The 17,769-nt window shown below is 62.6% G+C and carries 22 protein-coding genes and 2 tRNA genes; 6 read left to right on the top strand and 18 right to left on the bottom strand.

Annotated features, from left to right (window positions below; translation table 11 throughout):
* Positions 1-108: 108 nt before the first annotated feature.
* The 7 genes from hemP to infA form a co-directional block, all read right to left on the bottom strand.
* Positions 109-264: a hemin uptake protein HemP gene (gene hemP, locus AAD018_RS05045; protein WP_367314201.1), complete on the bottom strand. Its 156-nt coding sequence runs from the start codon at positions 262-264 to the stop codon at positions 109-111.
* Position 265: 1 nt separating this feature from the next.
* The gene (locus AAD018_RS05040) at positions 266-430 is read right to left on the bottom strand and encodes a hypothetical protein (protein WP_367313216.1); all 165 of its coding nucleotides are present in this window, start codon (positions 428-430) and stop codon (positions 266-268) included.
* Positions 431-680: 250 nt separating this feature from the next.
* Positions 681-755 (bottom strand) — tRNA-Phe (locus tag AAD018_RS05035).
* A 106-nt stretch (positions 756-861) separates the two neighbouring features.
* Entirely contained in the window at positions 862-1,047 is a 186-nt protein-coding gene (locus AAD018_RS05030; protein ID WP_367313217.1) for a DNA gyrase inhibitor YacG, read from the bottom strand.
* Complete coding sequence (locus tag AAD018_RS05025; protein ID WP_367313218.1) at positions 1,047-2,072, bottom strand: ribonuclease E/G; 1,026 nt, start codon at positions 2,070-2,072, stop codon at positions 1,047-1,049. The genes AAD018_RS05030 and AAD018_RS05025 overlap by 1 nt, the downstream gene beginning before the upstream one ends.
* Positions 2,069-2,632 carry a Maf family protein gene (locus AAD018_RS05020; protein WP_367313219.1) on the bottom strand — a complete coding sequence of 188 codons (564 nt, stop codon included), beginning with the start codon at positions 2,630-2,632 and terminating at the stop codon, positions 2,069-2,071. The genes AAD018_RS05025 and AAD018_RS05020 overlap by 4 nt, the downstream gene beginning before the upstream one ends.
* A gap of 4 nt (positions 2,633-2,636) precedes the next feature.
* The gene (gene infA, locus AAD018_RS05015) at positions 2,637-2,855 is read right to left on the bottom strand and encodes a translation initiation factor IF-1 (RefSeq protein ID WP_007205486.1); all 219 of its coding nucleotides are present in this window, start codon (positions 2,853-2,855) and stop codon (positions 2,637-2,639) included.
* Between the two features lie 146 nt (positions 2,856-3,001).
* Here infA and AAD018_RS05010 point away from each other — a divergent pair, with 146 nt between their 5' ends.
* The 3 genes from AAD018_RS05010 to AAD018_RS05000 all read left to right on the top strand — a co-directional run bounded on the left by AAD018_RS05010 (position 3,002) and on the right by AAD018_RS05000 (position 6,316).
* On the top strand, positions 3,002-3,985 hold the full coding sequence (locus AAD018_RS05010; RefSeq protein WP_367313220.1) for an amidoligase family protein: 984 nt from the start codon (positions 3,002-3,004) through the stop codon (positions 3,983-3,985).
* Complete coding sequence (locus AAD018_RS05005) at positions 3,982-4,695, top strand: gamma-glutamyl-gamma-aminobutyrate hydrolase family protein (RefSeq protein ID WP_367313221.1); 714 nt, start codon at positions 3,982-3,984, stop codon at positions 4,693-4,695. The genes AAD018_RS05010 and AAD018_RS05005 overlap by 4 nt, the downstream gene beginning before the upstream one ends.
* Before the next feature lie 121 nt (positions 4,696-4,816).
* Entirely contained in the window at positions 4,817-6,316 is a 1,500-nt protein-coding gene (locus tag AAD018_RS05000; protein ID WP_367313222.1) for a PRC-barrel domain-containing protein, read from the top strand.
* Positions 6,317-6,367: 51 nt separating this feature from the next.
* Here AAD018_RS05000 and AAD018_RS04995 read toward each other — a convergent pair whose 3' ends face one another.
* The 7 genes from AAD018_RS04995 to AAD018_RS04965 are packed head-to-tail and all read right to left on the bottom strand — an operon-like array spanning position 6,368 to position 11,044.
* Positions 6,368-6,823, bottom strand: a complete 456-nt coding sequence (locus AAD018_RS04995; protein WP_367313223.1) for an arsenate-mycothiol transferase ArsC — start codon at positions 6,821-6,823, stop codon at positions 6,368-6,370.
* 2 nt (positions 6,824-6,825) lie between these two features.
* Entirely contained in the window at positions 6,826-7,305 is a 480-nt protein-coding gene (locus tag AAD018_RS04990; RefSeq protein WP_367313224.1) for a UPF0262 family protein, read from the bottom strand.
* Positions 7,302-8,603 carry a histidinol dehydrogenase gene (gene hisD, locus AAD018_RS04985; protein WP_367313225.1) on the bottom strand — a complete coding sequence of 434 codons (1,302 nt, stop codon included), beginning with the start codon at positions 8,601-8,603 and terminating at the stop codon, positions 7,302-7,304. The genes AAD018_RS04990 and hisD overlap by 4 nt, the downstream gene beginning before the upstream one ends.
* 32 nt (positions 8,604-8,635) lie before the next feature.
* The gene (locus AAD018_RS04980) at positions 8,636-9,145 is read right to left on the bottom strand and encodes a GNAT family N-acetyltransferase (RefSeq protein WP_367313226.1); all 510 of its coding nucleotides are present in this window, start codon (positions 9,143-9,145) and stop codon (positions 8,636-8,638) included.
* A complete protein-coding gene (locus tag AAD018_RS04975) occupies positions 9,135-9,608 on the bottom strand; it encodes a DUF2948 family protein (RefSeq protein WP_367313227.1) in 474 nt (157 codons plus the stop codon). The genes AAD018_RS04980 and AAD018_RS04975 overlap by 11 nt, the downstream gene beginning before the upstream one ends.
* Positions 9,605-10,870, bottom strand: a complete 1,266-nt coding sequence (gene murA, locus AAD018_RS04970; protein WP_367313228.1) for a UDP-N-acetylglucosamine 1-carboxyvinyltransferase — start codon at positions 10,868-10,870, stop codon at positions 9,605-9,607. The genes AAD018_RS04975 and murA overlap by 4 nt, the downstream gene beginning before the upstream one ends.
* 6 nt (positions 10,871-10,876) lie before the next feature.
* Positions 10,877-11,044, bottom strand: a complete 168-nt coding sequence (locus AAD018_RS04965; RefSeq protein WP_367313229.1) for a hypothetical protein — start codon at positions 11,042-11,044, stop codon at positions 10,877-10,879.
* A gap of 83 nt (positions 11,045-11,127) precedes the next feature.
* Between AAD018_RS04965 and AAD018_RS04960 the strand changes: the two genes are divergently transcribed.
* Positions 11,128-11,202 (top strand) — tRNA-Thr (locus tag AAD018_RS04960).
* A 102-nt stretch (positions 11,203-11,304) separates the two neighbouring features.
* On the opposite strand, the gene AAD018_RS04955 is transcribed toward AAD018_RS04960, so the two are convergent.
* Both AAD018_RS04955 and AAD018_RS04950 read right to left on the bottom strand, forming a co-directional pair.
* Positions 11,305-11,982, bottom strand: a complete 678-nt coding sequence (locus AAD018_RS04955; RefSeq protein ID WP_367313230.1) for an ABC transporter ATP-binding protein — start codon at positions 11,980-11,982, stop codon at positions 11,305-11,307.
* A complete protein-coding gene (locus AAD018_RS04950) occupies positions 11,975-13,261 on the bottom strand; it encodes an ABC transporter permease (protein ID WP_367313231.1) in 1,287 nt (428 codons plus the stop codon). The genes AAD018_RS04955 and AAD018_RS04950 overlap by 8 nt, the downstream gene beginning before the upstream one ends.
* A gap of 171 nt (positions 13,262-13,432) precedes the next feature.
* Here AAD018_RS04950 and AAD018_RS04945 point away from each other — a divergent pair, with 171 nt between their 5' ends.
* Positions 13,433-15,094 (top strand): ABC transporter substrate-binding protein, encoded by a 1,662-nt coding sequence (locus tag AAD018_RS04945; protein WP_367313232.1) that lies wholly within the window; start codon positions 13,433-13,435, stop codon positions 15,092-15,094.
* Positions 15,095-15,106: 12 nt separating this feature from the next.
* Here AAD018_RS04945 and proS read toward each other — a convergent pair whose 3' ends face one another.
* Complete coding sequence (proS, locus tag AAD018_RS04940) at positions 15,107-16,447, bottom strand: proline--tRNA ligase (RefSeq protein ID WP_367313233.1); 1,341 nt, start codon at positions 16,445-16,447, stop codon at positions 15,107-15,109.
* 13 nt (positions 16,448-16,460) lie between these two features.
* Entirely contained in the window at positions 16,461-16,613 is a 153-nt protein-coding gene (locus tag AAD018_RS04935; protein ID WP_367313234.1) for a hypothetical protein, read from the bottom strand.
* On the opposite strand from AAD018_RS04935, the gene AAD018_RS04930 reads away from it, so the two are divergent.
* Complete coding sequence (locus AAD018_RS04930) at positions 16,612-17,766, top strand: AI-2E family transporter (RefSeq protein ID WP_367313235.1); 1,155 nt, start codon at positions 16,612-16,614, stop codon at positions 17,764-17,766. The two genes, AAD018_RS04935 and AAD018_RS04930, sit on opposite strands and share 2 nt — an antisense overlap.
* Positions 17,767-17,769 lie beyond the last annotated feature (3 nt).

Raw genomic sequence — 17,769 nt, 5'->3', positions numbered from 1 at the left:
GAAGGTGAGTGATGCCGATCTGCGGGCTTCCGCCCGGATCGACCCTTGGCGCCGCGGGCCTGTCCCTGACCGTTGCGAAAGTTCCGGCCAGCCTGTGCTCGCCCCTTGTCATTTGGTCAAAATCAGCTTTCCGGCCCGTGTGATGCGCAGGATATAAGTCTGCCCATCAAGAACGATGCAGGCTTGCGTGCATCCCTCCATCAGCTTGCGCGCGTCATAGGTTGCCGTGCGAGAGGCGTCCGTCCGCGTTTGCAGATCGGACATGTCAGTCATGTCGCGACCGGTCGAGCCGGTCGAGGATCGGCTCGACCGGTTGATCGACGGAGTTCACACCGTCAAAGGCCTGATTGATCAGCTCGATCCGGTATTGAGCTTTGGAAGACAGGCGTTCGCCCTCCTGCTCCGATTGCCGTTTGCGGCCAGATTCCATGACGGTGTACTCCAGATGGATCCGTCCGGGCTTCCCGAATTGGGTGGCTGAGACTCGCTGGTCTTTTGTCGACTATTTCTATCAGAAAAGTCAATTGCCGGCCGAGATGGTGATATCGATTGGTGTCAGGTTGGCTGCTTGACTGGGGTGGCCGCGTCGCTGAGGCACTGCAGATCCAGAGCAAACAGGCCTGAAGGATAGCACGTTCTCATGCGAATATTGCGTACGGAGTTGCGGTCGTTTCAGGAAGTGGTGCCCGGGGGCGGAATCGAACCACCGACACGAGGATTTTCAATCCACTGCTCTACCCCTGAGCTACCCGGGCGCCGGGTCGAGGGGCTGGTTGGCCGCTCGGAGAACGAGGAGGAGATATGCTCCGCGTTCGGGGTCCCGGCCTTCTAGAAGAGGTGCAGGGGGGTGTCCAGCGCGATTTAATGCGTCTGCCGGTCCGCATCGTCATGGAGGGCTTTTTCGATCTCTTCCTCGTCTGGTGGCTCGGCGGAGGGGACGCGGTAGGCGCCTGTCATCCAGCGCCCCAGATCGAGATCGGCGCAGCGCCGCGAGCAGAACGGGCGGTAATCGGCGGAAGGTGCTTTTTCGCAGATCGGGCAGGCCATCAGAGGGTCTCCGGCAGGTCGAGCGGGCGCCGCTCGCGCTTTCTTTGCAACTCATAATGCCCAAGCGGCGTCCAGCCGACCAGGGCCGTCTCGATCGGATCGGCGCGAAACGCCGCTCGGAGGGCGCTTTCCACCTGACGGCGCTGCGCCTTGCTCATCGGGGCGAAATCGACGGTGATCTGCCCTCCGAGGCCGCGCAGGCGCAGCGCGCGCGGCAGGGCGCGGGCGGCGGAGAGATTGGCTTTGAGCCCTGCGGCGGGCGAGGTGTCCGCGCCGGTATTCACATCGACGGCGACCAGGGCACGGGTCGGTTCGATGAACATGTGGCCGCCTGCCAAGGGGACGCGGCTGCTGCGAAGATCCTCGAGTGCATCCAGAACGCCGTGATCGCGAAAGCCGCTTGGCTCGGTGACGATCTGCGCAGGGGCGGTCCAGTCCCGCCAGGCCAGACCATGCGGACCGTCGCCTTCGGTCAGGGCCTCGGGCTCTGATCCGTCCGCGTCCGAGAGGATGGCGGCCGCGAGATCGGACATGGCGACGATGTCCTCCGTCAGCTCGTCCTCGGTCGCCCCTGCCGCGGCGGACCGCAGGATGAGGCCGCCCGGTCCGTCGAAGGTTGCATGGGCAATCTCGAGAAGGCGCACGCGCGCCTCCTCGTCCCGGATCCGGCGGCTGACATTTATGCCGTCCGCTCCGGGGGTGACGATGACGAAGCGGCTTTTGAAAATCAGCTTTGAGGTCACCGGAACGGCTTTGCCGGGTTCGGCGTAGCCGGTGACCTGAACCAGAATGGCTTGACCGGGAGCCAGCCCCTTTGCCTGGCGGAGAAATCCGGTTCCGTCGGGCAGACGCACCATCATGCCGCCCTGCCCTTTGAGTGGTCGGTCGCAGATGGCGCGAAAGATCGCGCCGGGACGCGGGTTGTCGGAGCTGTCGATCAGGATATCGTCGAGGATGCCATCGACCATCAAGGCAGCGGCTTCTTTGTCTGCCAGATGATCGAGGATGATGAGGGTCCCCTTCACCGGATCGCTCCGGCGGCGCGCAGAAGGTTGGCCGTTTCCGCGACAGGCAGACCCACCACACCGGTAAAGGATCCACTGATCCAAGGGATGAACGCGCCCGCAGGGCCCTGGATGGCGTAGCCGCCTGCCTTGCCTTGCCAGTCGTCGCTGTCGAGATATCCGTTCAGCTCGATATCCGACAGACGCTTCATCTTGACGGCGGTCACGACACTTTTCTGCCAGATCCGGTCAGAGGAGCGGACGGCGACGGCGGTGATCACGTTGTGACGTCGCCCCATCAGCCTGATAAGGAACTCGGCGGCTTCGGCGGCGTCGGCAGGTTTGCCGAAGATGCGGCGACCCAAAGCGACGGTGGTATCGGCGCACAGAACGATGTCCTCGGGATCCGCCTTGACGGCCTCCACCTTTTCGAGCGCCATCCGCTCGCAATAGGGCCGGGGCAACTCTCCGGGGGAAGGTGTCTCGTCGATATCGGGAGGGCGCACGGCGTCCGGGACGACGCCGATCTGCGCGAGGAGCTCCAGCCGCCGCGGCGAGCCGGAGCCCAGAACAAGCCGCATCGGCTTATTTGAAGCGATAGTTGATCCGACCTTTAGTCAGATCATAGGGGGTCATCTCGACCTGTACCTTGTCGCCTGCGAGGACGCGAATGCGGTTCTTGCGCATCTTGCCTGCCGTATGGGCGATGATCTCATGGCCGTTTTCCAGCTCGACCCTGAACGTCGCGTTCGGCAGGAGTTCCTTCACGACGCCTGGAAATTCGAGCAGTTCTTCCTTGGCCATGGTCTCTCCTTTATGAAATCTCGCCTAACGGTGCGAGACGCGGCACTAAATGCGCCGCGTCTCCCCGGTTTTCAAGGGAAAACTCGCGGGGACGTCGGGCCTGTTGCAATGCAACCCGATCCGGAGGCTCTGCGTTACACCTTTCGATGACCCAAGCCCCTCTCACCCTGCCCCGCGACCGCTTTCTCGACCTGCCGCAAGGCGAGGACCGGAAGGTCGGGATCGAAATCGAATTCGGCGGTCTGACCGAGGACGAGGTCGCGGACATTCTGATCGAACAGCTTAGCGGTAGGTGCGAGCGGACGGGTCCCGTTGGACTGCAGCTTGTCGAAACCGCTTTAGGAACGATCAAGATCTATCTGGATACTGCGTGGCGGGACCGGGCCGATACGGCGGTTGTGGGAAGGCTTCTGGAGGCGGCGCGCCGGATCGTGCCGGTCGAGATCGTGACGGAGCCGCTTGCGTTTTCCGATCTGCCCCGGCTCGAGGTATGCCGCGCGGCTTTGCGCGAGGCCGGTGCGATCGGGAGCCGGAACGGGTTCCTGCTGGGCTGGGGCGTCCATTTGAACGTCGAGACCGAAGGGTCTGAGGTCTCCGATATCCTTCCTGTGCTGACGGCCTTTGCCCTATGCGACGATGTGATCCGCGCGCAGAACTGGATCGATCCGTCGCGCCGGATCGTGCCTTTCATCGACCCCTATCCCCGGCGCTTTATCGACGCTTTGGCGGATCGGGACCAGTTCAGCATGGAAGAGCTGATCGACCTTTACCTGGAGCATAATCCGACCCGCAACCGCGCCCTGGATATGCTGCCGGTCTTTGCCCATATCGCCCCGGACCAGACGCATGCCGGTTTGTCCGGCGACGAGAAGGTGAATGCGCGGCCCGCTTATCATTACCGGCTCCCCGATAGCCGGATTGACGAGGCAGATTGGACGCTTGCCCTGGAATGGAACCGCTGGATTCTGATCGAGCGGATCGCTGCGGATGCCGATCTGCTCGATCTGATCCGCGAGGATTGGCGGGATCACCGGGCGCACTGGACGACGCTTCGGACAGACTGGCCGGATCGGGTTCTGGCGCGTCTTGAGGCCGCAAACCTCTTGGATGATATGAAGGAGATCGCATGAAACCCGTCATCGGTGTCACCGTTTCCGAGCGCTCCGGCTGGCGGATCTTTCCGCTTGTCGCCTTCAACGTCTGGCTGGCAGGCGGGCGCGCCGTTCGGTGGCAGTCGGGCCGCGATGTAGATGTGGGTACGGTCGACGGCGTAATCGTCGGCGGAGGCGATGACATCTCCCCTGACCTTTACGGCGGCGAGCTGGTCACCTCCGCACGGCTCGATCCCGCTCGCGACGCGCTTGAGAAAGAGATCATCGAGACGGCTTGGAAATCGAATACGCCCCTTCTCGGCATTTGCAGGGGCAGCCAGATGCTTAATGTCGTGCTGGGCGGAGATCTGGATCAGGATGCCTACAAGACCTTCGGATCGCGCAAATACAAGACCGTCCTGCCGCGCAAGACGGTGACGGTCGAGGCCGAAACGCGTCTTGCGGGCCTGGTCGGATCCGAGCCGATGAAGGTGAATGCCCTTCATTCGCAAGCGGTCAATACGCTCGGGCGCGGCCTGCAGGTGGCGGCGCGCGATGAGGGCGGAATGATCCAGGGGATCGAGCGAATTCGGGATCCTTTCATGCTTGGCGTTCAGTGGCATCCGGAGCATCTTTTCTACGCGCGGCGGCAGCGCCGGATTTTTGCCGCGCTCGTTCAGGCGGCAGATGCCTACCGCGAGAACCGAAGCCAGATCGACGGTGTCGACGCTGCTGTCGCCCAAGGCTGACGCCCCTGCCGCGAGATCGTTAGCGAACGGTGAATATCATAAAATATGTTAGAAATGTGTCGGAACGTTTCGCGCCTTCGATCTGTTTGCGAGCATCACCTTTCAACAAGAAGGATATGCTATGACACTTCGTCGCCTCCTTATCTCGACCGCGCTGACTGTGCCGATGGCTGCAGCTCCAGCCTTCGCTCAGCAGGAGCAGGTTTGCCAGGACCTCATGCAGATTGCCCAAGACGGTCTGCCCGAAAACAGTGAACGTACACCCGATGATGTGCTGCGCATCGCCCAGTCCGACATCGCCGCAGATTGCGAAGTCATGCTGGTCGAAGTGACTGCGCTTGTCGAAGCCGAAGCTCAGACGGAAGCGACCGATACCGATGCCGCCCGTCTGGCAGAGACCGATCAGTTGACAGTGACGCTCGAGGACGAGCGCGTTGTCGAAGGAATGGTCTTCCTTGAGCAGGAAGCTCCGCAGGTTGATGTCGAGCAGGGCGATACCGAGGTTGTCATTTCCTCCGCCGAGCCCGCAGTGACCATCGAAGAGCAGGGCGCAGAGATCCTTGTTCGCCAGCAGGCACCCGAGATCAACGTGGAAATGCCGCAGCCGACGATCACCATCACGCAGGCCGCGCCCGAGATCATCATCACGATGCCCGAGCCCGGTGTGAACGTCGCCTCCGCACGTCCTGAGGTCGAGATCCGTCAGGCCGAGCCGCAGGTGACCGTCAATCAGGCGCCGCCGACCGTGAATCTCGAATTGCGCACTGCCGACAATGCAGAAGGCAGCCAGGGTATCCAGGTTCAGGATGGCGCATCCGGCGAGACATATGCTGCCGGTGAAGTCCGTGAGCCGCGCGCCACGACCAACGCGCAGATCACCATGGCGACCAGCGATCCGACCGTGATCTACGAAGAGACCGAGACCGAAGGTCAGGGCAACATCCAAATCACGCGGGCCGAGCCGAGCGTCACCTTTGAGGCCGCAGAGCCGAACGTCCAGTTCTCCTCTGCCGGTGAGCCGACCGTGAATTTCGAGCAGCAGGGCGAGATCATCGTCACCATGCGCGAATTCGGTGAAGGCGACAGCACGGACGGTGACACGCAGCAAGCCAGCGCGATGCAGTCGGTCGAGCAGATGCAGAGCGAAGACGGCATGCAGACCGCGGATGCCACCGAAGTCGACGGCACGCAGCCGATGACCGAGACAGCAGAGGCCGGCGGTCTGATCACCGAAGGCGAAACCGAGACGGCCGATGCCGGAAGCGAGACCATGCAGACCGAAGAGACCGATATGGTCGCCGAAGGTCCAATGATCGAGCGTGAGGGCTACCAGACAGTGCCCGCCACCGAGATTGAAGTCAGCTCGCTCACTGGTGCGTCGGTCTTCGACATCAATGACGAAAATATCGGCGAGATCGGCGAGCTTGTTCTGAGCAATGCCGGTGATCTTGACCGGGCGATCGTCGATGTCGGCGGGTTCCTCGGCCTTGGAGAAAAGCCCGTTGCGGTTGAGGCAGGTCAGATGGCCTTCCTGCGCAACGAGGAGGGTGGAGACCTTCGCGTCTATGTCGACGCCAGCCGTGCAGAGCTGGAATCGCAGCCCAGCTACGAAGGTCAGTAATCTAAGTTAGATCTTCTGAGAGGGTCGCTCTTCGGAGCGGCCCTTTTTCATTTACGGATCCGGTGTTTCCCACCGGTTCTCGAGCCGCTTGAGGATCTGGTCCCGGCTTTGCCTGTAGCTTGCCAGCTTTTCCTCCCGCCGGTCGCCAAGACCGGACGGATCGAGGATCGGCCAGTATTCCACCTGAACATGATGGGTCTGGGTCAGATCGAGCGCCCGCCGCTGACTGGCAGGAGAGAGCGCGATCACCATGTCGAACGAGCTGAGATCGTCGCCCCATTGCTCCATTTCGTCAAAGCTGCGCGAGCGGTGACGGGAGAGCTCCACCCCGATCTCCTCACAGACAGAGACCGCGAAGCCGTCGATTTCCATATCGTTGAAGACGCCTGCTGACTGGATGTAACAGCTTGTCCCATAGAGCTTTTTCATGATGCCTTCGGCCATGGGCGAGCGGATGGAATTGTGATCGCAGCAGAAGAGGACCGATTGGGGAAGCTGCTGACCCACTCTCACCCTCCGAAATGCAGGACGCAGATCAGCGTAAAGAGCCGCCGGGCCGTATCATCATCGACCTTGGCCTTGTCGTCGAGCCGCTCCTGAAGGATCCGCGCCCCTTCGTTATGGATTCCGCGCCTGGCCATATCGATGGTCTCGATCTGGCTCGGCGGGAGCGTCTTGACCGCTTCGAAGTAGCTTTCACAGATCTGGAAATAGTCCTTCACGACCTGCCGGAACGGGCCGAGAGAGAGATGAAAGGCCCCGGCCGGATCCCCGTCCTCGCTCGCCAGATCAAAGACAAGCCGCTGGTCGCGGATACCAAGCCCCATACGGTAGGGTCCGGGATGAACCTCTTTGCCGTTGCGACTGATCAGGGCGAAGGTATTGGCCTCGAGCAGATCGAAGATCGCGACCTGTCGCTCCTGCTCGATTTCGGGCGTGGGCGGCGGAAGCGCCTTGTCGTCCAAGGAAATGTCGACAATCCGGGTCATCGGTTCACCTTGTCCAGTCGCGCCCGGACGCTCAACCCATGTGCCTCCAGACTTTCCGATATGGCAAGCCGTTCAGCTGCCGGTCCAATGGCGCCAAGGCTATCGGGTGTCATTCGCGCCAGGGTGGTCCGTTTCAGGAAGTCGAGCACTGACAGCCCGCTGGAGAACCGCGCGGATCTGGCCGTTGGCAGGACGTGGTTCGGACCGCCGACATAGTCGCCGACCGCCTCCGGGGTCCAGGATCCGATGAAGATGGCACCTGCATGGGTGATCTGGGCGGACAGCGCGTCGGGATCCTCGACGCAAAGCTCGAGATGTTCCGGGGCGATCCGGTCAGACAGTCGGGCGGCCTCCTCAAGATCGCGCACGACGATGATCGCGCCGAAATCACGCCAGCTCGCCCCCGCGATGGCACGGCGCTGCAGTGTCTTGAGATAGCGGTCCACGGCCGCGCTGACCGCGTGTCCCATTGCCTTGCTGGTCGTGATCAGGATGGACTGGGCGCTCTCGTCATGTTCGGCCTGGCTGAGCAGGTCCAATGCAATCCAGTCGGCATCGGCAGTCTCATCTGCGATGACAAGCACCTCGGAGGGACCCGCGATCATGTCGATCCCGACCTTGCCGAAGACACGGCGCTTGGCCGCCGCCACATAGGCATTGCCCGGGCCGGTGATCTTGTCGACGGGGCGGATGGTTTCGGTGCCGTAGGCAAGTGCCGCGATCGCTTGGGCGCCGCCGATCCGGTAGATCGTCTCAACGCCCGAGATGCGGGCTGCCGCGAGGACCAGAGGATTGACCGCGCCATCTGGGGTCGGGCAGCACATGGCCACGCGCCGGACACCCGCCACCCGCGCGGGGATCGCGTTCATCAGGACGCTGGAAGGATAGCTGGCAAGGCCGCCCGGCACGTAAAGGCCCGCCGCATCGACGGCGCTCCAGCGCCAGCCAAGCATCGCGCCGGTGTCGTCCTGCCAGCTTTCGTCCGGTGGAATCTGGCGTAGATGGTAGGCGTCGATTCGGTCCGCCGCGAGATCGAGGGCCGCTCTGTCCTCCCGCGAGACCTTGGCGACTTCGGCATCGATCTCGGCCGTCGAAAAGGCAAGCGTTGCGGACGTCAGATCAAAGCGGTCGAACTTCGATGTCAGCTCGATCACTGCCGCATCTCCGCGCGTGCGCACATCCGCGATGATCTGCGCCACCGCGTCGTCCACATCGGGGCTGTCTTCCCGCTTTGCGCTTAGCAAAGCCGTGAAAGCAGTCTCGAAATCAGCGGCGTCGGCGTGAAGGAACTGAGGCATGGGTCCGCTCTTACCCGCGCGGTCCCCATGGCTCAAGACGCGTCTTGCGTCAGAGAAAGCACATAGAAATGATCGTCCTGCCAGCGATCCCCCAGTCTGACCGCCCGGGGAATGCGGCCTTGCCATTTAAAGCCGTAACGTTCGTAAAACCGGATGGCCCGCAGGTTGTCCGCGGCGACCGAAAGCTCCAGCTGGCGAAAGCCGCGCTCGCGCGCCTCCGCAAGGACCGCATCGAACAGAGCCGATGTCGCGCCAGTCTTGCGATAGCTCGGCCTTGTATAGACGGCGAAGATCTCGGCCCGGTGACGGCAGGCCGCTGCGGTCATTGGAACGAAAGCGAGAACCCCCGCCAGTGCATTATCCGAAAAGATCGCCCGGATCGTGCCTCTCTTCAGGCGCTTCGCGACGGCCTCGTCGGTGAGAGCCCGCTCTTCGTCGTAGGTCGTCAGGAAGGCTTCTGGGACGGTCTTCAGCGCCTCGAGACGGATCGAGCGCCATTCCGCCAGATCGTCAGGCCCGAGCGCGCGAATTTCAAACGTCATGCTCCGGCGCCTTACGAGAGGGCGCGCGATAGGGACGGGTGACATCGCGCAGCAAAACCTCCAGCGCTTCGACCTCCACCCGGATCGCTCCGTCACCGGCCAGTGTCAGGATCACTGCGCCGGTGCCGTCCTCTTCCGCCTCGAATTCGATCGTCAGAAGGGACAGGACGATATCGGGATCCTTGACCACGCCTTGCGAAGCGACGCCGGTCACATCCTCGAAGGCCAGAACCGCCTGGACGCGTTCAAAGTCGCGGCCGCGCCGTTCGGCGGCAGGCTTGTCCTCCCAGCGAAAGCGGTTGAGCAGAATTGCGAAGCGGCGATCGGACGCCTTCCAAAGCATCTCTTCGCCCGGGAAAACGGCATCCTGCAGAAGCGAGGAGATCACCTTAAGATCCTCGCTGTCGCGGGCGACCAACCTTAGCGGTTTCTCACCTCCATCGGCAAAACTTGCATCTGTCATTCACTAATCCGTTCGATATCCGCACCCAGCGCGCTGAGCTTCCGCTCTACATTCTCGTAGCCGCGATCAAGATGATAGACCCGGTTCACGCGCGTTTCACCCTTCGCCGCGAGGCCCGCGAGAATGAGGGAGACCGAGGCCCGCAAATCCGTCGCCATCACGGGCGCGCCGCGCAGGCTTTCGACGCCGGTGACCTTGGCCGTTCCGCCGCGAACGTCGATCTTGGCACCCATTCGCTGAAGCTCGGGCGCATGCATGAAGCGGTTCTCGAAGATCTTTTCTTCCAGCGTGCTGGTGCCCTCGGCCAGGCAAAGCATGGCCATCATCTGGGCCTGAAGGTCGGTCGGGAAGCCCGGGAACGGCTCGGTTGTGACATCGACGGCATGCACGCGCCCGTTCGTGCGGGCCACCTTGAGGCCCCGGTCGGTCTCGGTCACGTCAAGGCCGGCTGCGCGGATCTTGTCGACAAAGGCCTCGACCAGTTCGATCCGTCCGCCCAGACATTCCACCTCTCCGCCTGCAAAGGCAGGCGCCAGCATGTAGGTCCCAAGCTCGATCCGGTCGGTGACGACCTGATGGGTCGCGCCGTGAAGCCGGTCGACCCCTTCGACGGTAATCTCGGAAGTTCCATCCCCCTCGATCTGAGCGCCCATGGCCCTGAGGCATTTCGCGAGATCGACGATTTCAGGCTCGCGCGCCGCATTTTCAATGACTGATGTGCCTTTGGCGAGCGTGGCCGCCATGAGGATGTTTTCGGTCGCCCCGACGCTGGCGAAAGCCAGCTTGACCCGCCCGCCCTTCAGCCCGCCGGACGCCTTGGCGTGAACGTATCCATCGGACAGATCGAGGGTCGCGCCCAGCGCCTCCAGCCCGGTCAGGTGAAGATCGACAGGGCGCGCGCCGATTGCGCATCCACCGGGCAGCGAGACCGTCGCCTCGCCGAACCGTGCCAGAAGCGGGCCTAGAACCAGGATGGAGGCGCGCATCTTTCGGACGATATCGTATTCGGCCCGGGTGCTGGTGATGTCGTGCGAGGACATGGCCAAAACCTTGCCATCCTGCATCGACGTCACTTCGGCCCCGAGCGACTGGAGCAGCATGGTCATCGTCTTGATGTCGCTGAGCCGCGGTGCGTTGGTGAGGGTAAGAGGCTCCTCGCTTAGCAGCGTGGCCGGCATCAGCGTCAGACAGGCATTCTTGGCGCCCGCGATCGGGATCTGCCCGGACAGCGTGTTGCCGCCGCGTACCAGTATCGAGTCCATGTTCGTTTATCCTTCGTCCTGCTCGTGCCCGTCGTCTCTTGCGCGCTTTTGGGCCTTCCGACGCGCGAGGTTGGCCTTCAAAGCGGCCTTGAGACGTGCCTCCCGGTCCGGTCGGGTGGTCTCGGCTTTGCCTTGCGCGGTGGAGGCTCTGTCTGACGAACTCTTTTCGCTCATGAAAGGTCCCTACCAAGCGGGCCAAAAAGCGTCCAGTCAGGGCTTGCGCGGTTGATCTATTGGGGTTAGGTCCCCGCACCGATGCTGCTGTAGCTCAGAGGTAGAGCACTCCCTTGGTAAGGGAGAGGTCGAGAGTTCAATTCTCTCCAGCAGCACCATCCCGGCTTTCTCTTACAGACTTTGCGCGGCGAGGCGTTGCGGCGCTCTCCCTTTGGGCTGCGCGCATGTCCTGCCAAGCCAAAGAACGGCGAGCGGATCGCCTAGACGATCCGACCTGCCTCCAATCGCACGGTTCGGTCCATGCGGGCCGCCAGTTCCAGATTGTGCGTTGCGATTACCGCCGCCAGCCCGGTGTCGCGGACGAGGTCCATGAGGACGCCGAAGACGATATCCGATGTCGCGGGATCCAGATTGCCCGTCGGCTCGTCCGCCAGAAGCAGCCCGGGACCGTTCGCAAGCGCCCGGCAAAACGCGACCCGTTGCTGCTCTCCGCCCGAAAGGGCGGCGGGACGGTGGTCGGCGCGGGCCTCGAGCCCCACGCGCTTGAGCAGATCAAGCGCCCGCCCCTCTGCCGCGCCTGCCCCCGTTCCATTCGCAAGCTGGGGGAGGATGATGTTTTCCAATGCGTTGAATTCGGGAAGGAGGTGGTGAAACTGATAGATGAAGCCGACCTTCGCGCGCCGCATCGCCGTGCGCCGCCGGTCGCCGAGCGCTGTTACATCCTCACCGCCGATTGCCACCGATCCGCCATCGGCGCTGTCGAGCAGTCCTGCGATGTGCAGAAGAGTCGATTTGCCTGCCCCCGACGGAGCGACAAGGGCCACAACCTCGCCCGCAGCGACGGACAGGGACACACCCTGCAGAACCTTGATCTCGGACGGTTTCCCAGAATTGTAGACCTTCGTGATCCCGTCGAGGGCGAGCGCGGCTTCACTCATAGCGCAAAGCCTCGACCGGGTTCATCCGCGCCGCACGCCGCGCGGGGAAATAGGTGATGGTCCAGCTTAGTCCCAGGGACAGGGCGACGGCGGACAGCACATCCTCCAGATGCAGCTCGGCGGGCAGATTGTAGATCCCGCGGATTGACGGATCCCAGACCCCTCCCCCCGCCAGGTAGTTCACCGCAGAGAAGATCGGATCGATATAGATCGCAAAGAGGCATCCAAGGATCACGCCGCAGACCGTCCCGATTGTTCCAATACTCGCACCGCACAGGAAGAAAACGCGCAGGACCGAGCCTTGGGTCAGCCCCATGGTCCTGAGGATACCGATGTCCCGGCCCTTGTTCTTCACCAGCATGATCAGTCCGGAAATGATGTTCATCGACGCGATCAGAACGAGGATCGACAGGATCACGAACATCACGTTGTCCTCCACCGCCAAGGCTCTCAGGAAGGAGGAATAGGCCTCTCGCCACGTGAAGATCTGCCCTTGGGGGCCGAGCGCTTCCATCAAGGCAGGCCGCAGCGCGTCGATTTCCTCGGGGGCCTCGACCATGACCTCGATCTCGTCGACGCGGCCCTCGCGGTTGAACATGCTTTGCGCGGCCTCGAGCGGCATGTAGACCCGCGTGCGGTCGATATCATAGCGGCCTGCGCTGAAAATAAAGACGACCTCGTAGAAGTTCCGCCTAAGGCCGCGCCCCATGGGCGTCATCGGCCCCGTATTCGACACCAGCTCGATCCGGTCGCCGACCATCAGCCCCAGCTCGGCGGCGATCCCGTTGCCGATGGCGATGCCGTCCTCGTACCGGTCAAGATCGCCTCGCGATGTCACCGGATCGACGATGCGGGGGATATCCCGCAGATCCTCGGCGGTCATTCCAAAGACCTGGACGAACGTGCTCTCCTGCCGGTGATTGGCCATCACCTCGCCTTTGACGACGGGGGCCGCGCGGATCACTCCAGGCACATCGGCAAGCTGAGAGGCGCGCGCCTCGTAGTCCGAGATCGTTCGGTCCAGCGCGCCGGACGCATCGACCACCGGGATATTGTAGACGCTCACATGGGCATTCGCGCCGAGGATCGTTCCCACGAATTCCGACCGAAATCCGGATCTGACGGCGAGGGTCGCGATCAGGGCAAAGACCGCCAGCGTGATCCCGATCAGGCTGATCCATGTCATCGTCGACACGCCGCCTTCGGCGCGCCGCGCGCGGATATAGCGCCACGCGATCATCCATTCGAACCGCGAAAAAGGAGGGGGACTGCCTGACATCTATGCTCTGCTTGGTCTTTTTGGTTGAGGGGACCGTGCGCTGCCCGCCGTTCGGCGTCAAGCGACCGAGCGAGGTGCCGCGGCGTTGCCTCGGGTCACAGGTCAGCTATTGTTCTGGAGGCGAGGCGCTTCAACGGTGAGGCGTCAATTCACGTCATGACGGAGATCCCGATGACGCACCGCCCGCTTTCCCACCCTGCCGCTGATCTTTTCGCCACCGAACATGCCCAAGGACATCTCTCTCGCCGTGAATTCCTGACCCGCGCGACCGCGCTCGGGCTGACCTCGACCGCCGCCTATGGCCTGATCGGGCTGCAAAGCCCTGCTTTGGCCCAGAGCGGCGCGCAGGAGGGCGGCGTTCTGCGGATCCAGCAGGATGTCCGTGCCCTCAAGGATCCGCGCACCTATGACTGGCCGCAAATGTCGAACTACACGCGCGGCTGGCTTGAATATCTTGTTGAGTATCAACGCGATGGCACCATTCGCGGGATGCTGCTGGAAAGCTGGGATGTGAATGACGACGCCACCGAATATACGCTCAACGTCCGGCCCGGCGTCACCTGGAACGATGGCAGCGACTTCACCGCCGAGGACGTCGCGTTCAACATCGCCCGCTGGTGCGAAACGGCCGTCGAGGGCAACTCGATGGCCTCCCGCATGACATCCTTGATCGATTCCGAAACCGGCACCCTTCGCGAGGGCGCCGTGGAGGTTGTCGATGAGGCGACGCTGGTCCTGCGTCCAGGAATGGCCGACATCACATTGATCGCGGGCTTCTCGGACTATCCGGCAGCGATCGTCCCGCAGAGCTTCTCCGGCGATGATCCGCTCGCTAATCCGGTTGGAACAGGCCCTTACTTTCCGGGCGAGTATACGGTCGGTGTCGAGGCGATCCTGCTCAAGAACGCGGATCATGACTGGTGGGGCAACCGCACCGAAGGCTATGGCGGCGCTTTTCTCGAGGAAATTCGGTTCATCGACTTCGGCACCGATCAGGCCTCGCATTTCGCAGCCGCCGATGCGGGCGAGGTCGATATGGTCTACGAGAGCCTTGGCGAATTCGTCGAGCTGATGGACACAATCGGATGGACTAGATCCGAGGCAGTGACGGCCAACACGTTGTGCATCCGAACGAACCAGACCGCCGAAGTGAACGGCCAGACCCCCTATGCAGATGCACGGGTGAGACGAGCGCTTGCCATGGCGGTCGATAACGCCGTCTGTCTGGAGCTGGGCTATGCGGGGTTGGGCGAGGTCGCCAACAACTTCCACGTCTCTCCGATCCATCCCGAATATGCCGATGTCGAACGGCTGCCCCACGATCCCGCTCAGGCGCTTGCCCTGATGGAAGAGGCGGGCATGGCCGATTTCGAGCACGAGTTGATCTCGATCGACGACAACTGGCGGCGCGATACGTCGGACAGCGTGGCCGCTCAGCTTCGCGATGCGGGGCTGAACGTCACGCGAACGATCCTTCCCGGCGCGACCTTCTGGAACGACTGGACAAAGTATCCCTTCTCGACCACGGACTGGGCGCAGCGCCCCTTGGGGGTTCAGGTGCTGGCCTTGGCGTACAGGTCCGGCGAGGCCTGGAACGAAAGCGGGTTCTCGAATCCCGACTTCGACGCCAAGCTGAACGAGGCGATGGCAATCTCGGACGCCGATACCCGCCGCGAGCTGATGGCCGAAATCCAGACGATCATGCTCGACGAGGGTGTCGTCATTCAGCCCTATTGGCGCTCGATCTACCGCCATGCAGCGCCGAATGTCGTCGGAGCCGATGCGCATCCGACTTTCGAAATCCACGTCTACAAGCTGGGTCTCGCCGCTTAAGGCGGCGCCTCCCTAGACGCCGGAATAAATCGACCCGATCCGCTCGAGCGCTTGCTCGGGCGGCATCTCCTCGCTCTCGCCAGTCCGGCGCGAGGTCAGCTCGACCACGCCGTTCTTCAGACCGCGCGGCCCGACCGTGATCCGCCACGGCAAACCGATCAGATCCATCGTCGCGAACTTGCCCCCGGCCCGCTCGTTGCGGTCGTCGTAAAGCGGCTCGAGCCCCAGCGCCGTCAGCCCGGCATAGAGGCTTTCGCAGGCCGCATCGGCCTCTGCATCGCCTTGCTTGAGATTGACGATCCCGCAATGGAACGGCGTGACGCCTTCGGGCCAGATGATCCCCTTGTCGTCACGGGACGCCTCGATGATCGCTCCGACAAGCCGTGATACTCCGATCCCGTGAGAGCCCATATGAACCGGCACCGGCTTGCCGTCGGGACCTTGCACTGTCGCGCCCATCGGCTCGGAATACTTGGTGCCGAAATAGAAGATCTGGCCGACCTCGATCCCGCGTGCTTCGCGCCGATGCTCCTCGGGCACCGCATCCTCGAAATCGGCGGCATCATGAGTATCGTCCGTGCGCGCATACAGCTCGGTGAACTCGTCGAGCACGCCGCGGCACTGATCGACGCTATCGTAGTCGATCTCGCGCGAGCCAAGGCGGATATCCTCAATCCGTGCATCGTAGAACACGCCGCTTTCGCCGGTATCGGCGAGAACGAGGAATTCATGCGTGTAGTCGCCGCCGATCGGGCCGCCTTCGGCCTTCATCGGGATCGCTTGAAGCCCCATCCGCTCGTAGGTGCGCAGATAGCTGACGAGATGCCGGTTATAGGCGTGATGGGCTGCCGCTTCATCAAGATCGAAGTTGTAGCCGTCCTTCATGTAGAACTCGCGGCCCCGCATGACGCCGAAGCGCGGGCGCATCTCGTCGCGGAACTTCCACTGGATATGATAAAGTGTCAGCGGCAGGTCCTTGTAGCTGGAGACCGAGCCGCGGAAGATATCCGTGATCATCTCCTCGTTGGTCGGTCCAAAGAGCATGTCGCGGTCGTGCCGGTCGCGCACGCGCAGCATCTCGGGCCCATAGGCGTTGTAGCGGCCGCTCTCCTGCCACAGGTCGGCTGGCTGGATCGTCGGCATCAGAACGGGGATATGTCCGGCGCGCTGCTGCTCTTCATGCACGATCTGCTCGATCCTTTTGAGCACCTTGAAGCCCAAAGGCAGCCAGGAATAGATCCCCGCCGCCTGTTGCCGGATCATCCCCGCCCGCAGCATGAACCGGTGCGAAGCGATCTGCGCATCGGCAGGCGTTTCCTTGAGAACGGGCAGAAAATAACGGCTCAGACGCATTGTCGGGGCTTCCTCACATCAGGTGCCGTTCGGCTTTAGCGGCGGCGGATCGCACGGGCAAGCCGCCATTGCCTGCGGACAGCGCAAAACGAGAAAGCGACTGCCGGTCCTTGAATAGCGCCGGATCATGGGCAATGTCTTGAGAACGCCAGAGAAGGATGCCCATGGCACTACCGGTCAGCCACCAAGCCCGCTACTGGGGCATTGCCGCAGTGATCTTCCTCGTCACGCTTTATCTTCTGGGCGACGTGATCCTGCCCTTCATCCTTGGAGGTGCGATCGCGTATCTGCTGGATCCCATCGCCGACCGCCTGGAACGGCTTGGGCTCAGCCGGGTCGGGTCCGTGATCGTCATCACGATCGGCGTCATCCTGATCTTCACGATCCTGCTTCTGGCGGTCGTGCCGCTTCTGCTCGATCAGATCCCGCGCGCGGTCGGCGCGATCCGGACGTTTCTGGACGATCCACAAGGACGCCTTGCCTCAAGCTACCCGGCCTTCTTCGGAGAGGACGGCAGGTTCGCGGACTTCCTTGCCCCCGATGGTGCGGCCGCCGAGTATTTCCAGCAGATCGGAGAAGCGATTCAAAGCCGGGCGGGTCAGCTGCTCAACGGTCTTGCGGGCGCGGCTGGCGGGTTTGTGAACATCCTCGTCCTCTTCGTGCTCGTCCCGTTCATCACCTTCTACCTGCTGCTCGACTGGGACCGGATGGTCGCCCGCATCGACGAGCTGCTGCCCCGCGATCACGCGCCCACGATCCGCCAGATCTTCGCCGATATCGACAAAACGCTGGCCGGGTTTCTGCGCGGGCAAGGCCTCGTTTGTGTGATCCTCGGGATCTACTACGCGATTGCGCTTGCCCTTGTCGGGCTCAATTTCGGCGTCCTGATCGGCCTTCTTGCGGGGTTCATCAGCTTCATTCCCTATGTCGGCGCCATCGTCGGCGGCGTGCTGGCGATCGGTGTCGCTCTCTTTCAGTTCTGGGGCGAATGGTGGTGGATCGTCGCCGTCTGGGCGATCTTTCAGTCCGGCCAGTTCGTGGAGGGCAATATCCTGACGCCCAATCTGGTCGGCAGCAGCGTCGGCCTGCATCCGGTCTGGCTGATCTTCGCCCTCTCAGTCTTTGGCGCTCTTTTCGGCTTTGTCGGTCTGCTGGTCGCAGTGCCTGTTGCCGCCATGATCGGCGTCGTCGCCCGGTTTGCCATAGACCGCTACAAATCGAGCAAACTCTACTGGGGTTTCTCTCCGCCGGATCGTGTGCCTGAGCCAAGTGAAGAGCCGGTGCAGGCAGAGATCCAGCCCCCCGACGAAACCGCCTGACCC

This window comes from Aestuariibius insulae (assembly GCF_040783535.2).
GTDB lineage: Bacteria > Pseudomonadota > Alphaproteobacteria > Rhodobacterales > Rhodobacteraceae > Aestuariibius > Aestuariibius insulae.
Note: the sequence above shows the minus strand (reverse complement) of the source record. Positions and strands in the feature narration are given on the sequence as shown.